We start from the raw sequence: 17,398 nt of genomic DNA, 5'->3' as shown, positions 1-17,398 counted from the left end.
TCCTGATAACAGGATTACCGATTTTTATTTTGGCAAAAACCTCTTTATGCCCAACTCACAATTTGATCCATATTGCTTCTTGTTTTGGCGCGTTTGGGCTCCTCATTCCGATACCCAAAAGCGACCATCACGGATGCCTTAAAATTTCCTTCCTCTAATAAACCTTCTTCTTTTAAGATATGGTCTACTGCTTCATAGTAAAATCCTTCCATCGGACAAGAATCGATTCCAGCTAAAGCGGCGGCAGTCAACATATTCCCCATAGCAATATAGGTTTGCTTGGCAGACCATTCATACATTAAACGTTCATCTTTCAACAAGCCACTTACTTCCTGAACCTCTTTTAATGCACCGGAGATGTAATCAATAACCTCTTGAGGCATTTTTTGCACATTCTTCATTTGATCTATCACATATTCGGAATCATACATTACATTTGTCCGGGCAAGAATAATCAGAAAATGACTCGCAGTGTCCAGTTGGCCTTGGGCTCCGGGTGAAACTGCTTTTAGCTTATTCCTTAACTCCGGATTTTGCACAACGATAAACTTCCAGGGCTCTAAACCAATCGAGCTGGGAGATAACCTTCCTGTTTCTAGAATATAGTTAAAGTCCTCCTCGGATATTTTTTGGGTCGCATTAAACGTTTTGGTGGCATGTCTAAATTGAAAAGCCGAAATAACGTGTTCTTTGCTAACGGGTGTGAATGTATTCATCTGAGCACTCTCCTCTGTTTTTCATTTTATTGTTTGAACATTTATCATATGATAAAATTCTATTGCGCAATTCGTATTATAGATGTACCTTCAGAGGGTTTCTACGCTCTTGGAGTAGCGTTAGTATGCAATCGGATACCGGAAAGGATAGCCGTTATGAACTGTACAAATGAAATATTGGAAAAATGTGGATTTACAATGGCTCAAAAGATATTGTCGGGAAAATGGTCCATGCTGATCATTCTGTTTTTGAGTGAAAAAACGATGCGATTTAATGAAATTCAACGGTTGTTTCCAGACATTACTCATGCAACCTTAACCAAGCAGCTTCGCATTTTGGAGGAGTATGGCGTTGTTGTTCGTAACGTATATTCTCAGATACCACCAAAAGTCGAATATTCGTTGAGCGATATCGGAAAAAAACTAAAACCGATATTAGATTCAATTATGGATTGGGGGGAGGAATACAAGGAATATCAAGATAAATTCTAATTTTTTTGCGCATGCTACACATTGGCGGGCGCAGATTATGATTAGAGTGCCCTCAAAACTGAGGAATGAGGGATGGCATGTGGGTGAGAAGAACATTTTAGCCTATTTCAAAAGTCCGGAGGAGGCACAGGCTGCGGCGAAGAAGCTGCAGGCCCTGCGGGTGGTCGACATGTCCATTGACGGTTTCAGCAGATATCCGGGTACTGGGGCTGCGGACGGCCTGCCGGCCCTGGCCGGGCATTTCGGCAGTCTCTCCTCGCTGGTGCACGGCGGAGATTTCACGAACAGATCCTCCGGCATCCTGGCAGCAGCCGATCCAACAGCCAGCGGCATGAGCGACGGCGGGCAAGGAGGGCCGACAGGCAGGAATATCCTCCTGACGGCGGTCGTGGATGAATCGGTTCATCATCAGGCGCTTTCCATTGTGGAACAGGCCGGCGGCATGATATAGAACACCATTTAAACAAGAAAGCCATGGAAGGGAGATCGTGTAATGCCTACGAACAAGCGGTATGATAAAGCGTTTACGAAAACGGAGAAAATGAAGATCATGCATTCCGCCAAAAATGAAGACGTGGAATTTTCGGCTGAACTGGCTGATCACGATGATGTAGAGGCCCTGCGCCGCAGCGAGGCCGCCGACCGCCGCCAGGAGCGTATTTTGACGGACCCGGCCAAGAACAAGGAGACAAAGCTCTGACATTCCCTTTTGATTCAGCCGTCCGCGCATTTCTTTTGTTTGGTTTCGAAGGTCGAGAGCAGGCGGAGCTGCAGCTGTTCTCGACCTTTTTGCCTACCCAGGAATCGCAGAAGTTCTTTTTGACCGCGATTTCTTCTGAGTAGTAGGTATGCGTACGCACGCAGCAGCGGAGAGGGCGAAGCAATTCCGGAAAAGCGGAGCGTTCGCCTTTGGCCCGAAGGGTCAACAGCGATTGTAGGAATGCTTCGTTCTCGGAGCGTCTTCGGAGCATCTCAGAACGCAAACAGGAAGCACCAGGTCAAATGGCCCTTTCTGTGATTCCCTCTTTTTGAACTCGTACACGCTTGTATAGTACAATAAACTCTATGCATGCAGACGAGGAGGAAGAAAGATAGATGTTATGGCATGAGCTTACAATTCATACTACGGAGGAAGCGGTGGAGATGATCTCCAACTTCCTGCACGAAGCCGGGGCGGGCGGTGTATCCATCGAAGAGTCCGGAACCTTGAACAAGGAGCGGGATACATCCTACGGCCAATGGTATGAACGGCCCTTGAACGACATCCCCGAAGGCCGGGCGGTCATCAAGGGATATTTTAACGAGGAGACGGATCTCAATGAAATCCAGCAGGAGCTTGAGCCCCGGATCGAGCAATTGAGAACGTTCGACATTGACCCAGGAGGGTACAGCTTTGAGCAGCGCACGGTCAACGAGGAGGATTGGGCTGACGCGTGGAAGCAGTATTTCAAGCCGCAGCGTGTATCGGAACGTCTGACCATCAAGCCGACGTGGGAGGATTACGAACCGGCGAGTACAGCAGAGCAGATCATCGAGCTTGATCCGGGAATGGCCTTCGGGACGGGAACGCACCCGACCACATCCTTGTGTCTGCGTACACTGGAATCCGTGATCCAAGGCGGCGAGGAGGTCATTGACGTTGGTACGGGCTCGGGTATTCTCGCGATCGGGGCGATCAAGCTGGGCGCGAAGCATGTGCTTGCACTGGACCTTGATCCGGTGGCGGTATCCAGTGCGCTGGCCAATACGCAGCTGAACGGGCTGGAGCAGCAAATTACAGTAAAGGAAAGTGACCTGCTGTCCGTGCTGGACGGTAATGATCCTTCGCTTGGCGTAAAGCTGCCGGTTAAAGTTGTGGTGGCCAATATTCTGGCCGAAATCATTCTGCTGTTCATCGAGGACGTGTATAAAGCGCTGGAGCCAGGCGGCATTTACATCGCTTCAGGCATCTGGAAGAACAAAGAGCAGGTCGTGGAGGAAGCGCTGACGGCTGCGGGCTTTACCATTCAGGACAAACACAGGGATGAAGACTGGATCGCCTTTGTGGCGAGGAAGGGCTGACGATGGACTTTCTGAACAACTTTTTCCGCTTTAGCCTCGATGAGCTGCCGTTTGTTCTGCTGACGCTGATTATCGCGTTTACCGTGCATGAATTTGCGCACGCTTATTTTGCCAACAAATTTGGCGATCCTACGGCCAAGCTGCTGGGACGGGTGACGCTTAATCCGGCTGTTCACCTGGACGTGCTCGGCACGCTGCTGCTGCTGATCGCAGGCTTCGGATGGGCGAAGCCGGTGCCGGTCAACCGCGACAATTTCAGCCGCCCCCGCCTGATGGGCGTCATCGTTTCTGCCGCGGGTCCATTAAGCAATCTGCTGCTTGCTTTCCTTTCGACTATCATTTATTTTGCGATTGTGCATTGGGGCATGTCCGGGCTGGACGCCAACCCGCGCGTATTTGATGCGGTCCGCATCTTTTTCAATTACATGATTTCGCTGAATGTGCTTTTATTTCTGTTCAATCTTATTCCGCTTCCTCCTCTGGACGGATACCGAATTTTGGAGGATATCGCTCCTGCGCCATTACGGCGCAAGCTGCAGCAGTTTGAGCAGTGGTCCATTTTTATATTCTTGCTGATCCTGGTGCTGCCGCCGGTGCGGGCGGTGACCATCACACCGCTGTATGGGCTGGTAAATACCATTACACAAGGGTTTGCGAGCTTCGCAATGCTGATTTTTTAAAGATTCCAGAAAGTATAAACTTCTTGGTATAAGCTTCCTGGAATCTCAAGAAAAATTACTGCTAAACGCTGTCTGTCTTCTGTGAATTACGTCGATAGACGTTTTTCTTATCAATAGGGAGCCAACAGGCTCCTTTTTTGTTGGCCTTGATCAGATTTGTGGCATGATAAGTATGGCCTTTCATTCGTAAACGTTGTAAGATATAAATTTGGATACGATTTTTGAATACGTGTTACAAGAAAGCAAGGCAATTCAGGGAGGAAACAAAGCGATGCAGCGCTATTTTATTCCACCCGAGCAGTTTCAAGAGGGAGTCGTCATCATTACAGGCGAAGACGCCCGCCATATCGGCAAGGTGATGCGCGGACGTCCCGGAGACAAGGTTATCGTCAGCGACGGCCTTGCGCGTGAAGCGCTCGCGGAGATTGAACACATAGAACAGGACCGTGTCACTGCGGCGGTCATGGAGATGCTTGAAATGACCTCCGAGCCGCGGGTGAAGGTCACGATTGCCCAGAGTCTGCCCAAGGGCGACAAGATGGAAACGGTGATCCAGAAATGTACGGAGATCGGGGCGCATGCCTTTGTTCCTTTCCTGTCTGCCCGCACGGTGGTGCAGTATGATGCCAAAAAGGAAGGCAAAAGGCTCGACCGCTGGCGTAAAATCGCCAAGGAGGCCGCCGAGCAAAGCCACCGCAACCGCATTCCCGACATTGCTGCTCCCCTTTCCTGGAAAGAGCTGCTGGCCTCTTTTGCGGGGTATGACCTGGTATGCTATTGTTACGAAAAAGAACACGGCCGCCAGCTGCGCGACGTGATCGCTCCTTTTATGGAACAGAGCGGGCAGCAAGGGGAACAGCCCCGGATCCTGCTTGTTGTTGGACCGGAGGGAGGCTTTACCGAAGAGGAGAGCCTGACCGCCGAGAATGCGGGTGCCCGTTCCATTGGTTTGGGACGGCGCATTTTGCGCGCCGAGACGGCGGGCATGACTGCGTTGGCATGTATACTATATGAATCAGGAGAAATGGGAGGGAATTGACATGCCGTCTGTGGCATTTTATACGCTTGGCTGCAAAGTCAACTTTTATGATACTGAAGCGATCTGGCAGCTTTTCAAAAAAGAGGGCTACGAGCAGGTCGACTTTGAAGAGCAGACTGCCGATGTTTACTTGATCAATACCTGCACCGTAACGAATACGGGAGACAAGAAGAGCCGTCAGATTATCCGGCGTGCCATTCGCCGCAACCCGGATGCGGTCATCGCCGTAACCGGCTGTTATGCACAGACCTCCCCTGCCGAGATTATGGACATCCCTGGTGTGGACCTGGTGATCGGCACGCAGGACCGTGATAAAATTTTGCCATATGTACAACAGATTCAGGAATCCCGCCAGCCGATCAACGCCGTGCGCAACATTATGAAAACACGCGTGTTCGAAGAGATGGACGTTCCCGATTTTGCGGACCGTACCCGTGCTTTCCTGAAAATTCAGGACGGCTGTAACAACTTCTGCACGTTCTGCATTATTCCGTGGTCACGCGGATTGTCCCGCAGCCGTGAACCGCAGAGCATCGTCAAGCAAGCGCGTCAGCTTGTGCAGGCAGGCTACAAGGAAATCGTGCTGACAGGCATCCATACCGGCGGATACGGCGACGACATGGAGAATTACGACCTGTCCGATCTGCTGTGGGATCTTGAAAAGGTGGACGGGCTGGAGCGCATTCGCATCAGCTCCATCGAAGCGAGCCAGATTGACGAGAAAATGCTGGATGTGCTGAACCGCTCCGGCAAGCTTGTGCGCCATTTCCACATCCCGCTGCAGGCCGGAGACGATACCGTGCTGAAACGGATGCGCCGCAAATATACAACCGAAGAGTTTTATAACAAAATGCTGATGATCCGCAAGGCGATGCCGGATGTGGCGATTACGACGGACGTCATCGTCGGTTTCCCGGGCGAAACGGACGAAATGTTCCGCAACGGCTATGAGCTGATGAAGAAAATCGGCTTCTCGGAAATGCACGTCTTCCCGTATTCCAAACGCAGCGGCACACCGGCCGCTCGGATGGAGGACCAGGTCGACGAGGAAGTGAAGAACACGCGCGTGCACGAACTGATCGACCTTTCCGAGCAGATGCAGCTTGCCTATGCGCAGAAGTTCGTAGGCCAGGTGCTTGAAGTGATTCCGGAGGGAGAGCATAAGGGCTCCGAAGGAAAAGGGCTGCTGCATGGCTACAGCGACAACTATATCCAGATGGTGTTCGAAGGCTCCAAGGATATGATCGGCAAGGTTGTCCGCGTCAAAATGACTGAAGCGGGCGTCAACGAAAGCAGAGGACAGCTTGTCCGTGTCATGGACGCGGATCTGCCGACTGCGCTGTAAGAACCGGTCATCAGGCACTTTGAGCTATAGAAGAGACTGCAAGGATTTCGTCTTTCCGTCTTCCGGGGGGATGAAGTCCTTGTTGTACAAAGAAAGGGGAACTAGAGATGGCCGCCAGAAAAGAGATATCCGCAGGAGGAGTCGTATACCGCCGCCGTGAGGATGGGACGCTTGAAATCCAGCTCATTACAGACCGGTACGGTAAAATATCGCTTGCCAAAGGCAAGATGGAGCCGGGCGAAACGGTTGAACAGACCGCGCTGCGCGAAATTTTGGAGGAAACGGGGATTACGGGCCGCATTACGGATAAAGTCGATATCATTGCTTATACTTACCAGCATGCGGAATACGGCGAAGTGGACAAAGAGGTCCATTATTATTTGGTTGAAGCCGTAGACGGAACGCTGAAGGCCCAGGAAGAAGAAATCAAGGGTGTTGAGTGGTACGAGCCCCAGGCAGCCTGGGGCAGACAGAGAGAGAGCGGCTATGACAATAACGACGCCATTTTGCGTAAGGGGCTTGCCCTGCTCAATATCACCGTGCAGTAGGCGGCACAGTCGGCAGGGAGCCCATTCGCTCCCAGAACGGCAAATAGCATAAAGGCAGAACGGCAAGGGAGCAGATCACATTGAACAAGGTTTGGGCATGGGCGATCTGGGCTCCCGCGCCGGAGGACATCCAGGCGGCTGCCTGTGCCAGCTGGTCGGTGAGAGGCATGAACAGGAGCGCGCCAGCAATGTTGAGTCCGGTGTGCGACCAGGCTACAAAGTGACCCGCACGGCTTCCGCCAATGGCGGCGATCAGGGCGGTGACACAGGTGCCAACATTGGAGCCGATCACGATCCCGATGCCGACCTCCACCGGGAGTGCGCCTGCCGCTGCCAGACTGATAGCGGTGCCGATGACGGCGGCGCTGCTGTGAATGATGGCCGTCAGACAGGCGCCGGCGGTGAAGGCCCACCACATGCTGTCCTCGGAGCGTTCAAGGAACCAGCGGAACATACCGGCGTCAGTGACCCAGGGGCCGATGGCTTGCATGACCCGGATGCCGCCGAGCAGCAGAGCAAAGCCGGCGCAGGCAAGACTGGCATATTGAAAGGCAAGCAGCCGGCGCGGCGGACCGGCGCGGAAAGGTGCTCCGCGCTCCACGAGGATGACGGACACCGTCCAGGCCAGCAGCGACGTGACAAGCAGGGGCATGGCCCATCGTCCAAGCTGCAGGCCGAGCAGCTCGGTCGTGACGACGGTACCGATATTCGTGCCCAGGATAATGCCGAGCGTGCGCCCGTAGGTGAGCAGCCCGGCGTTGACAAGCCCGATGGTCAGTACGGTGACGGCCGTGCTGCTTTGCAGCAGGGCGGTAAGACCGGAGCTGAAGAGAAGCCCTTTCAAGGGGGAAGCTGTGGCGCGATTCAGCCAGCTGGACAGCAGCGGGCCGCCCAGCTGTCTGAGGGCGGCTTCCATCAGCTTCATGCCCCCAAGGAAAACGAGCAGACCGCCTGTCAGAGGAAGTATCACATGAAAGAACACGGGGGAATCTCCTTTCCCATCCAATTCGCTGTTCTGATTGAAAAAACGGCTATACCACGTATATGCGGCAGTACGGACAACCATGACAGGTTAAATGAGCGAATATACCGGAAAGCGGCACAGACGCCGTTTTTTGCAAACAGAGGAGTGTAATGCAGTGGCATCAGTTATATTGGATCGCAGCCGCAGGAAAAGGCTGGAGCAGGGGCATCCCTGGATTTTTAAAAACGAAATTGCATCTGTAGAAGGCGAGCCGTCTCCTGGAGAAGTGGTGGCCGTTCTGAATCACCAGGGCCGCTTCCTGGCGTCCGGCTATTATAATCCCGCTTCACAAATTACCGTGCGGGTGGTGTCCTATCAGCCTCTGGAGCGGATGGACAAAGCTTTTTTTACAGATCGGTTCCGCGAATGCCTGAAGCACCGTCAGCGCTTTATTGCTGAGGGGGATGCCTACAGGCTGGTGTATGGGGAGGCGGATTTTCTGCCAGGCCTGATCGTGGACCGGTTCAAGGATGTGCTGGTGGTGCAGCTGCTTACGCTTGGCATGGATCAATGCCGGGAGGAAATCACCGCGGCGCTGGTCGAGGTGTTCGGGCCTGCCGGGATCTATGAACGCAGTGATGTGTCCATCCGCGAGCTTGAAGGGCTGGAACAGCGCAAAGGCTCGCTTTACGGTGAATGCCCACGCCATGTCACCGTTTCGGAGAACGGACTTCTCATCAAAGTGGATATCGTGGAAGGGCAGAAGACAGGCTATTTCTTCGACCAGCGCGAAAACCGGGCTTCTATCGCTCCGCTTATAAAGGGATGGGGTGCACGAAGCGGCATTACGCTGCAGACGGTCGAAGTCGACGGACAGCAGGTGCAAAGACCTGTCAATAAAAGCGGCAAAATCGTGGAATTCCCGTATTGGGACGGAGCAACCGTACTGGAATGCTTCTCCCATACGGGAAGCTTCACTCTGAATGCCTGCAAATACGGGGCCAAGAAGGTTACCTGCCTTGATATTTCGGAACATGCGATCGAGAGTGCGCGGGAAAACGTGCGTCTGAACGGCTTTGAGGACCGGGTCGAATTTGTGGTCGAAGATGCATTCAAATACTTGCGGGAGCAGGTCAAGGGAACGGAGGAGCGGGCGCAGCGCTCAGAGGCAGGGCAGAAAAAGGTCGATACCTCCAAGCCGCTGGCAGCCGGGGGAGGCCGGACTTTTGACGTTGTTATTCTGGATCCGCCGGCGTTTGCGAAAACAAAAAGCGCTGTCAAGGGCGCATGCAGAGGATATAAGGACATTAACCTGCACGGCATGAAGCTCGTCAACGAAGGCGGGTATCTGGTCACGGCAAGCTGCTCCTACCATATGCGACCGGACCTTTTTCTGGATACGATTCAGGAAGCAGCGGCGGATGCCGGTAAGATACTGCGCCTTGTAGAATGGCGGGCCGCAGGCAAAGACCATCCGCAAATCCTGGGAGTGGACGAGGGCCATTACCTGAAATTTGCCATCTTCGAGGTACGGAGCCGCGCCCGGATGTAAAGATGCAACAAGGAAATTGAAGGAAAAAATCGCAAGCACCCTTTGAAAGGCAGGCTGCCGCCTGTTTGCTCAAGGGGTTTTTGCTTTGCTTTTTCATCCAAACATACGTTCTTTTGGCAGCGTTGTGATATACTTATAGTTATTCAAAACGAACTGTCGCATGCTGTTTTACGTCAATCCTTACATCACCAAGCAGCATGCTGAAATAGAGTTGGAGGGAGACTGCTGATGTCACTCCGTTTTTTGATCGGCCGCTCGGGCAGCGGCAAAACGACGCGGATTCGCGAGGAAATCATTGGGAAGCTGAAGGAGCAGCCGCAAGGCAAGCCGCTTATTCTGCTTGTTCCGGAACAGGCAACCTTCCATACAGAGCACGCTCTGCTGTCATCACGTGAAATCAAGGGAAGCGTGCGCGCCCAGGTGTTAGGCTTTCGCCGTCTCGCCTACAGAGTCATGCAGGAGACAGGAGGCGCGGCCCGGACCCCCGTGACGGAAGAAGGCAAGAAAATGCTGCTTTATAAAATCGTGCGCCGCAGAAAGGACGAGCTGCAGGTGTTCCGCGATTCAGGCGACCAGCTCGGGTTTGTCGACCGTTTGAACGCCTTGTTCACCGAATTTAAAAGGTACGGTGAGAATCCAGCCTCCCTGCCTGAGCAGCTGGAACGGATACAGGGCGGACCGGGCTCGCCGATTCTGAACAGCAAAATTCAGGATATTTTGACCCTGTACAGGGATTTCGAGCAGGAACTGGCCCCCTTGTATCTGGATGGCGAGGATACGATGATGCGTCTGGCCGCCCAGCTTCCGCACTCTGCCTGGCTGGATGGAGCCGACGTTTGGCTGGACGGGTACCGCGGATTTACACCGCAGGAATATAAAGTGATCGAACAGCTGCTGCTGTCTTCCGCTTCCTTGACGGTGTCCCTGACGCTGGACCGGGCATATGAGCCTGACCGTCTGCCGCATGAGCTGGACCTGTTTCATCCGACGGCCTCGGTATATGTGAAGCTGCAGGGCATGGCCCGTGAGCGGGGGATAGACGTCCGTGTTGAGGAGCTGCAGTCCGAGATTTTGCCGCGCTTCGCCTCATGTCCGGAGCTGGCTCACCTGGAAGCCGGATTTGACCGGCGCAGAGTTTGGGCATCCCCTGAGCCCCCGGCCGGCATGGAGCTGTATGCCGCAGCAGACCGCCGCGCCGAGCTGGAAGGGGCGATCCGCGAAATGAGGCGGCTGGCGCGTGAGGAAGGGGTGCGCTACCGCGACATGGCCGTGTTCGTCCGCAATCCTGCTGATTATGAGCATCTGCTGGAGCCTCTGTTCGCAAAACACGAGGTTCCCCTCTTTATTGACCAGAAGCGGGATATTCTGCATCATCCCCTGATTGAATTTGTGCGTGCTTCGCTGGATATTGTGCGCAGGCGCTGGCGTTATGAGGATGTGTTCCGGGCGGTAAAGACCGATCTGCTGCTTCCGCCGGACGGGAGTGTGACCCGCGACTGCATGGACGAGCTGGAGAATTATGTGCTGGCCTGTGGCATTCAGGGCAGCCGCTGGACGGACGGCAGACCTTGGCAGGCCGTGCCAAACCTGTCGCTGGAGATGGAGGAAACCGAGCGTATTAAGGCCCGTGACGAAACGCTGGAGCGAATGGAGCGGTGCCGGGCGGCTGTAGTTGTGCCGCTGCACGCCTTTGAGAAAAGGATGTCCAGGGCCAAAACCGCCAGAGAGCAATGCGAGGTGGTATACCGCCTGTTGGAGGACGCGGGTATAGGCAGCAAGCTGGATCTGATGATTGGTTATGCGCAGGAGCAGGGAGAACCTGAGCGTGCGCGGGAGCACAGTCAGATCTGGGATGCCGTGCTGGAGCTGCTGGATCAGATCCATGAGCTGGTGGGCGAAGAGAAGCTGCCGTTCGAGCTGTTTGCAGGCATGTTGGAAACGGGGCTGGCGGAATACCGGCTGGCCCTTATTCCGCCAGCGCTGGATCAGGTGCTGGTCGGAAGTCCTGACCGTACCCGGGTCAGCGGCATTCAGTATGCCTTCTTGCTGGGTGTGAACGAAGGTGTCATGCCCGCCGTGCCCCAGGAGGAAGGCGTGCTCAGCGAGGAGGAACGCAGCAGGCTGTCCGAGCAGGGAGTCGCGCTTGCTCCGGATGTGACACGCAGACTGCTGGATGAGCGTTTTCTCGCGTATACGGCGATGACATCGGCGGGACGCAAGCTGTGGGTCAGCTATCCGGTCGCCGATGAAGAGGGCAGAACGCTGCTGCCGTCGGAATACATCAGACATTTGCGCATGATGTTCAAGGGGCTGAAGGAAAAGCCCCTGCTCAGCCAGCCCTTGCCGGGAACGGATTGGACAGACCAGTCTGAATATGCGCTGCATGCACCCGAAGCGCTGTCCCAGCTTATCGTGCAGCTGCGGCAGTGGCTGCGCGGCGCGGACATTGCCGAGCCGTGGTGGGAGGTCTACAACTGGTATGCGGATAACAGCGGAGAGAATCGGGTGAAACTGGAAAACCTGCTGACCTCTCTGTTCTATGAGAACCGGGCCCAGCCGCTGCGGCGTGAGACGAGCCGGATCCTGTACGGCAAGCGGCTGCGGACCAGCGTGTCGCGAATGGAGCGTTTTGTGGCCTGTCCGTTTTCGCATTTTGCGTCCCACGGACTGAAACTGAAGGAGCGCCAGGTCTATAAGCTGAAGGCGCCGGACATCGGGCAGTTGTTTCACGCGGCCCTGGGAAGCATGGCAGCTCGCCTTAAGGCAGACAACCGCAGCTGGGGCAGCCTCAGTCCGGAGGAATGCCGGCAGGAAGCGGAGACGACCGTGGACCGGCTGGCGCCGCGCCTGCAGGGCCAAATTTTGCTGAGCTCGAAGCGTTACGGTTATATTTTCCGCAAGCTGAAAGATATCGTCGGCCGGGCCTCCCTCATTCTGGGCGAACATGCCCGCAGGGGAAGCTTTGAACCACTCGGTCTTGAGCTGGACTTCGGTCCGGGCAAGGAGCTGCCCCCGCTGACGTTTGAGCTGGAGAACGGCGTGGTGATGGAAGTGATCGGGCGAATTGACCGGGTCGATGTGGCGGAAGGAGAAGAGGGCCTGCTGCTGCGGGTCATTGACTATAAATCAAGCCATAAGGATCTGAAGCTGCACGAGGTCTACTACGGTCTTGCCCTGCAGATGCTGACCTATCTGGACGTGCTGCTGGAAGGCGCGGAGCAATGGCTGGGAGAGCCTGCTTATCCGGCCGGTACCCTGTATTTCCATGTGCATAATCCGCTGCTGCAATCCGCCAACGGCATGAGCGCCGGGCAGGCGGAGCAGGAGCTGCTGAAACGGTTTAAGATGAAGGGCCTGCTGCTGGCCGACCGTGACGTCATCGCCAAAATGGATGCGGAGCTGGACAAAGGCCATTCGGCCATTTTGCCCGTGGCGGTCAAGGCGGATGGCGGTTTTTACAGCAGTGCGGCGGTGGCGAGTCCGGAGCAGTGGAAATCGCTGCTCTCCACCGTGCGCAGCAATATTCGGAATATCGGGACAAGGATGACGGAAGGTGAGGTTGATATCGTTCCTTACCGCATCCTGCAGGAGACCGCCTGCGATTTTTGTTCCTACAGACCGGTATGCCAATTTGACGACAGCCTGGAAGGGAGCAGGTTCAAACATTTGGCGAAGCCGGGGAAAGAACAGCTGTGGGACATGCTGGACAAAAATGAAGGAGGGAGAACGGAGTGATGCACATACCCAAGCCGGAAGGCAGCTTCTGGAGCGACGAGCAGTGGCAGGCCATCGTGCAGTCCGGAGACGACATGCTGGTGGCAGCGGCGGCAGGCTCAGGCAAAACAGCGGTGCTGGTCGAACGGATTATCCGCAAAATCGCCGATCCGGAGCTGGGCTTCAGTGTAGACCGGCTGCTGGTGGCGACCTTTACGAAGGCTGCCGCCTCCGAAATGCGTCACAGAATCCGCGAGGCGCTGGAACGCGCGCTGGAGGACAATCCAGGGAGCGACCATTTGCGGCGTCAGCTCTCGCTGCTCGGCAGGGCGTCTATTACGACGCTTCACTCGTTCTGCATGGAGGTGATCCGGCGCCACTACCAGGCGATTCCGCTCGATCCCGGCTTCCGGATCATGAATGAGCATGAAACAGAGCTGATGCGGCAGGAGCTGCTGGAGGAGCTATTCGAGGAGAATTATGGCGAACACCCTGACGGCAGCGTATTCCGCTTGATGGTGGACTGGTTCAGCGGAGAGCGGACCGATGACGCGGTATACGGGCTGGTACAGCGGCTGTATGACTTCGCACAGAGCCATCCCTGGCCGGAGCATTGGCTGCGGAAGACGGCTGCCACTTTCCGCATAGACAGTGTTGCCGAATTGGGGGAGACTTCCTGGGCTTACAGCATCATCGCTGATGCACGGCTTGAGCTGCGCGGCGTACGCAGTCTGCTGGAGCAGGCGCACGCCCTAGCTATGCTGCCGGGAGGACCCGCACCTTATGCGCAGACACTTGCGGAGGAAATGCAAATGGTAGAGGGGCTTCAGCATACGCTTGAGCATGAGCCCTGGGAACGGCTGTATGACACGTTTCAAACGGCAGCCTTCGGCAAGCTGAAGCCTGTCAAAAAGGATCAGACCGTTCCGGAGCTGCAGGAACGAGTCAAATCGCTGCGAGAGCGGGCCAAGAAAGCTCTGACTGATTTGAAATCATCCCTTTTTGGACGGCCGCCGGAGCAGTTTCTTGCCGAGCTGAACGAGGCTGCTCCGCTGATGGAGGAGCTTGCGGAAACTGTTATTGCGTTCGGGGAGAGATTTCGCAGAGAAAAGCAGGGAAGGGGTCTCGTCGATTTCGGGGATCTGGAGCATTATTGTCTGCATATCTTGCGCCATCCGGATTCAACGCCGGAGCAGCTGCTTCCTTCGGATGCTGCGCTGGAGTATCAGGCACGGTTCGACGAGGTGCTGTTGGATGAATATCAGGATACGAACACGGTGCAGGAGGACATCGTGCGCCTGCTGTCACGCTCGCAGCCAGGGAACCGTTTTATGGTTGGCGACGTCAAACAGAGCATTTACCGTTTCAGACTGGCCGAGCCCGGCTTGTTCCTGGACAAGTACCGCCGTTTTGGCGAACAGGGCGAGCCTGGATTGCTGATTGATCTGGCGCGCAATTTCCGCAGCCGCCGTGAGGTGGTGGATGCGGTCAATCTGCTGTTCCGCCAGATTATGAGCGCCGATGTGGCCGAGATTGATTACGATGAGCGGGCAGAGCTGGTGCACGGAGCGGATTTTCCGGAGACTTCCGCAGATAGCCCGAGCCCTTATCAGCCGGAGCTGATTCTAATTGATAAAGGAGCAGCGGGTCCCTCTGTTCAGACGGATGAAGTCGAGGAGGGGACTGCCACCCCGGAAGAAGAGCTAGCGGAGCTGGAAACGGCGCAGCTGGAGGCGCGGCTGATTGCGGGCCGCATCCGGGAAATTGTCGGGGATACCGGACCGGCGCTGCAGGTGTATGATAAGGGACTCAAAACGATGCGGTCTGCCGGCTACGGCGATATCGTCATTCTGCTGCGATCGGCGGCGGTATGGGCTCCGCTGCTGGTGGAGGAACTGCGTCTGGCCGGCATTCCGGCAGCCGGGGAGCAAACGAAAGGTTTCTTCAAGGCGACCGAGGTCGAGGTAACACTGTCCCTGCTGCACTTGATAGATAACCCGCGCCAGGACATCCCGCTTGCGTCCGTGCTTCGTTCGCCCATTGTCGGCTTGACAGAGGATGAGCTGGCGCGGATCAGGGTGAAGCGCCCTAACGGCTCTTTTTATGACGCAGTTATGGCGGCTGCAGGACGGAATGCCAAAGCGATTGTGGCGGCCACGGCGGAAGCGGCGGCCGCCGCAGAAGGCAGGCATGGCGCAGCGGAGAGCCATGGGGCGGCTGAATCCGTGCAGAAGGCGGCGCAGGAGCAGGGAATCGACCCTGCCGAAACGAGAATGATCGTGCTTTTGCAGCGTTTTCTGGACCAGCTTGAGGCTTGGAGACAGGAGGCGGTTCAGGGCAGCCTCAGCGGCCTGATCTGGCGGGTGTATGAAGACACAGGCTATCTGGACTGGAACGGGGGATTGCCCGGAGGAGTGCAGCGCCAGAACAATCTGAAGGCATTATATGAACGTGCCCTTCAATACGAGCAGACGACAGCAAACCGGGGGTTGTTCCGTTTCCTGACATTCATCTCCAGGCTGCGCGAAAACGGCAGGGATTTGGGGCCGTCGAGTGTCTCCACGGAGCCAGAACAAGCCGTGCGCATCATGACCATTCACAAAAGCAAGGGGCTGGAGTTTCCGGTCGTCTTTATCGCCGGAGCGGCCAAAATGTTCAACAGGCAGGACCTGAACATGCCGTTCCTTATGCATAAAGAGCTTGGTTTTGGTCCCAGATTCGTCGACAGTGGCAACAGGGTCAGCTATCCGACCCTGCCGAATCTGGCCATCCGCAGACGCTCGCAGCTTGAATTGCTCGCGGAGGAAATGCGAGTGCTGTACGTTGCCCTCACCCGTCCGCGCGAGAAGATGATCATCACGGCCACCGTGCGGGATGCCGCCGCACAGGCGGCTTCCTGGGCCGGTATCAAGGAACGTCCGGAGGAGGTGCTGCCTGATTATCTGCTTGCTGGGGGCAGGAACTATCTCGACTGGATCGGCCCGGCGCTGCTGCGCCATCCGTCGGCCGCCGTTCTGCGCGAGGCGGCGGGTCTGCCGGAGGGGGAATATGAGCCTCTGAAGGCGAGCGAGGGAGGATGGATCATATCCTTGCACTCCAAGGATGCGGCGGCTGCGGGAGCGTTGGCGGGCCCCGGTCAGGAGGCAGAGCTTATGCCGGACAGAAGCCGGCGCGTTGAAGCGCTTAGACAGGCGGAGCCTGTACAGACTGGGGCGGCGAATCAGGCCGAGGAGTTGGCACAGGCGCTGGCCTGGACGTATCCGCATGCGCTTGCGGGCAGGACGGCCGCCAATACGTCGGCAACGGAGCTGAAGCGGGCTGCAGCTGGTGAGGAGCATCCTGCGGCGGAGTGGACGAATGTTCTAAGCGCTGTAAGCGGAGAACCGTCCGTACCGCAGCCTGCATTCGAAAGATTGCGGCTGCGCCGCCCGAAATTTATGGAGAACAAAGGGCTTAGTCCCACTGAGCGGGGGACGGTGTATCATACGCTGATGCTTCATATCCCCCTCCAGGGCAGCGTCGATGCCGCCATCATTGAGCAAACGAAGGAACGCCTTGTTTTGACCGAAATTATCCCTCAGCAGCATGCTGACATGATTGATATAGACGAGATTGAGCGCTTCTTTGCCACCGTGCTTGGCCAGCGGCTGCTCCGTTCCGCCTCCGTACAGCGGGAGCTGCCGTTTAGCTATGGTCTGCCGGCTTCACAGCTGGCAAGCCGAAAGGCGTTGGACATCCACCGGCCGGGGATCTTCGTGGACAATGACACGAATCCGGCAGGACTGGAGGGAGATACGGTGCTGGTCAAGGGGATTGTCGATTGTCTCTTTGAGGATGAGCAGGGTCTCGTGCTGCTGGATTATAAAACAGATCGGATTTCGGAGTACCGGAATACGGCGGCCCTTGCCGAAATGTATCGTTTTCAGCTTGAGCTGTATTCGCGGGTGATGGAGGATATTTTTGGACGGAAGATCGTGGAAAGATGGCTTTATTTCTTTGATTCGGGAGAATGCGTCCAGGTGTAAACGGAGATTTCCTGAACCAGACTATAGGGCTTCGTTCGCTCTTAATGGGACGCAAAGCTTATGCTTCCGAAGTAGTTTTGTACGAAGGGATATCAAGGCAGTAACGCTCACAAAACTTAAAGCTTATGCTTCCGAAGTAGTTTTGTACGAAGAGATACCAAGGCAGTAACGCTCACAAAACTTTTAGAGCAGCGGTACGATGTCAAGACCCTGAATGAAAGGGATTTTCGCGTGCTGTCACTTTTTCAGGGGGTGGACCGAA

At 55.5% G+C, this 17,398-nt stretch carries 13 protein-coding genes; 11 read left to right on the top strand and 2 right to left on the bottom strand.

Going from position 1 to position 17,398, the window contains the following annotated elements; all coding sequences use genetic code 11:
- Positions 1-44: 44 nt before the first annotated feature.
- Positions 45-716 carry an NAD(P)H-dependent oxidoreductase gene (locus ACI1P2_RS17515; protein WP_355321140.1) on the bottom strand — a complete coding sequence of 224 codons (672 nt, stop codon included), beginning with the start codon at positions 714-716 and terminating at the stop codon, positions 45-47.
- 156 nt (positions 717-872) lie between these two features.
- On the opposite strand from ACI1P2_RS17515, the gene ACI1P2_RS17510 reads away from it, so the two are divergent.
- The 8 genes from ACI1P2_RS17510 (at position 873) to ACI1P2_RS17475 (ending at position 6,881) form a co-directional block, all read left to right on the top strand.
- Positions 873-1,208 carry a winged helix-turn-helix transcriptional regulator gene (locus ACI1P2_RS17510; protein ID WP_355321139.1) on the top strand — a complete coding sequence of 112 codons (336 nt, stop codon included), beginning with the start codon at positions 873-875 and terminating at the stop codon, positions 1,206-1,208.
- A 79-nt stretch (positions 1,209-1,287) separates the two neighbouring features.
- A complete protein-coding gene (locus tag ACI1P2_RS17505) occupies positions 1,288-1,659 on the top strand; it encodes a hypothetical protein (RefSeq protein ID WP_355321138.1) in 372 nt (123 codons plus the stop codon).
- 42 nt (positions 1,660-1,701) lie between these two features.
- Complete coding sequence (locus ACI1P2_RS17500) at positions 1,702-1,908, top strand: YfhD family protein (protein ID WP_355321137.1); 207 nt, start codon at positions 1,702-1,704, stop codon at positions 1,906-1,908.
- A gap of 395 nt (positions 1,909-2,303) precedes the next feature.
- Complete coding sequence (gene prmA / locus ACI1P2_RS17495) at positions 2,304-3,269, top strand: 50S ribosomal protein L11 methyltransferase (RefSeq protein WP_355321136.1); 966 nt, start codon at positions 2,304-2,306, stop codon at positions 3,267-3,269.
- A 2-nt stretch (positions 3,270-3,271) separates the two neighbouring features.
- Positions 3,272-3,949, top strand: a complete 678-nt coding sequence (locus ACI1P2_RS17490) for a site-2 protease family protein (RefSeq protein WP_355321135.1) — start codon at positions 3,272-3,274, stop codon at positions 3,947-3,949.
- Between the two features lie 271 nt (positions 3,950-4,220).
- Entirely contained in the window at positions 4,221-4,988 is a 768-nt protein-coding gene (locus tag ACI1P2_RS17485; RefSeq protein WP_355321134.1) for a 16S rRNA (uracil(1498)-N(3))-methyltransferase, read from the top strand.
- A gap of 1 nt (position 4,989) precedes the next feature.
- Complete coding sequence (mtaB, locus tag ACI1P2_RS17480) at positions 4,990-6,333, top strand: tRNA (N(6)-L-threonylcarbamoyladenosine(37)-C(2))-methylthiotransferase MtaB (RefSeq protein WP_355321247.1); 1,344 nt, start codon at positions 4,990-4,992, stop codon at positions 6,331-6,333.
- 107 nt (positions 6,334-6,440) lie between these two features.
- Positions 6,441-6,881: an NUDIX hydrolase gene (locus tag ACI1P2_RS17475; protein ID WP_355321133.1), complete on the top strand. Its 441-nt coding sequence runs from the start codon at positions 6,441-6,443 to the stop codon at positions 6,879-6,881.
- On the opposite strand, the gene ACI1P2_RS17470 is transcribed toward ACI1P2_RS17475, so the two are convergent.
- Positions 6,868-7,863: a Na/Pi cotransporter family protein gene (locus tag ACI1P2_RS17470; protein WP_355321132.1), complete on the bottom strand. Its 996-nt coding sequence runs from the start codon at positions 7,861-7,863 to the stop codon at positions 6,868-6,870. The genes ACI1P2_RS17475 and ACI1P2_RS17470 overlap by 14 nt on opposite strands.
- 157 nt (positions 7,864-8,020) lie before the next feature.
- Here ACI1P2_RS17470 and ACI1P2_RS17465 point away from each other — a divergent pair, with 157 nt between their 5' ends.
- The 3 genes from ACI1P2_RS17465 (at position 8,021) to addA (ending at position 17,136) form a co-directional block, all read left to right on the top strand.
- Entirely contained in the window at positions 8,021-9,397 is a 1,377-nt protein-coding gene (locus ACI1P2_RS17465; protein ID WP_355321131.1) for a class I SAM-dependent rRNA methyltransferase, read from the top strand.
- Positions 9,398-9,625: 228 nt separating this feature from the next.
- Positions 9,626-13,132 carry a helicase-exonuclease AddAB subunit AddB gene (addB, locus tag ACI1P2_RS17460; RefSeq protein WP_355321130.1) on the top strand — a complete coding sequence of 1,169 codons (3,507 nt, stop codon included), beginning with the start codon at positions 9,626-9,628 and terminating at the stop codon, positions 13,130-13,132.
- The gene (gene addA / locus ACI1P2_RS17455) at positions 13,132-17,136 is read left to right on the top strand and encodes a helicase-exonuclease AddAB subunit AddA (RefSeq protein WP_355321246.1); all 4,005 of its coding nucleotides are present in this window, start codon (positions 13,132-13,134) and stop codon (positions 17,134-17,136) included. Before addB ends, addA begins: the two co-directional genes overlap by 1 nt.
- Positions 17,137-17,398: the final 262 nt, after the last annotated feature.

The sequence above is a fragment of the Paenibacillus jiangxiensis genome (genome assembly GCF_046098255.1).
Lineage (GTDB): Bacteria > Bacillota > Bacilli > Paenibacillales > Paenibacillaceae > Paenibacillus > Paenibacillus jiagnxiensis.
Note: the sequence above shows the minus strand (reverse complement) of the source record. Positions and strands in the feature narration are given on the sequence as shown.

Excerpts from the sequence above, each read along its gene's own strand:
- ACI1P2_RS17515 (WP_355321140.1), bottom strand. The coding sequence starts at position 716 with ATGAATACATTCACACCCGTTAGCAAAGAACACGTTATTTCGGCTTTT.
- ACI1P2_RS17510 (WP_355321139.1), top strand. The coding sequence starts at position 873 with ATGAACTGTACAAATGAAATATTGGAAAAATGTGGATTTACAATGGCT.
- ACI1P2_RS17500 (WP_355321137.1), top strand. The coding sequence starts at position 1,702 with ATGCCTACGAACAAGCGGTATGATAAAGCGTTTACGAAAACGGAGAAA.
- prmA (WP_355321136.1), top strand. The coding sequence starts at position 2,304 with ATGTTATGGCATGAGCTTACAATTCATACTACGGAGGAAGCGGTGGAG.
- ACI1P2_RS17490 (WP_355321135.1), top strand. The coding sequence starts at position 3,272 with ATGGACTTTCTGAACAACTTTTTCCGCTTTAGCCTCGATGAGCTGCCG.
- ACI1P2_RS17485 (WP_355321134.1), top strand. The coding sequence starts at position 4,221 with ATGCAGCGCTATTTTATTCCACCCGAGCAGTTTCAAGAGGGAGTCGTC.
- mtaB (WP_355321247.1), top strand. The coding sequence starts at position 4,990 with ATGCCGTCTGTGGCATTTTATACGCTTGGCTGCAAAGTCAACTTTTAT.
- ACI1P2_RS17475 (WP_355321133.1), top strand. The coding sequence starts at position 6,441 with ATGGCCGCCAGAAAAGAGATATCCGCAGGAGGAGTCGTATACCGCCGC.
- addB (WP_355321130.1), top strand. The coding sequence starts at position 9,626 with ATGTCACTCCGTTTTTTGATCGGCCGCTCGGGCAGCGGCAAAACGACG.
- addA (WP_355321246.1), top strand. The coding sequence starts at position 13,132 with ATGCACATACCCAAGCCGGAAGGCAGCTTCTGGAGCGACGAGCAGTGG.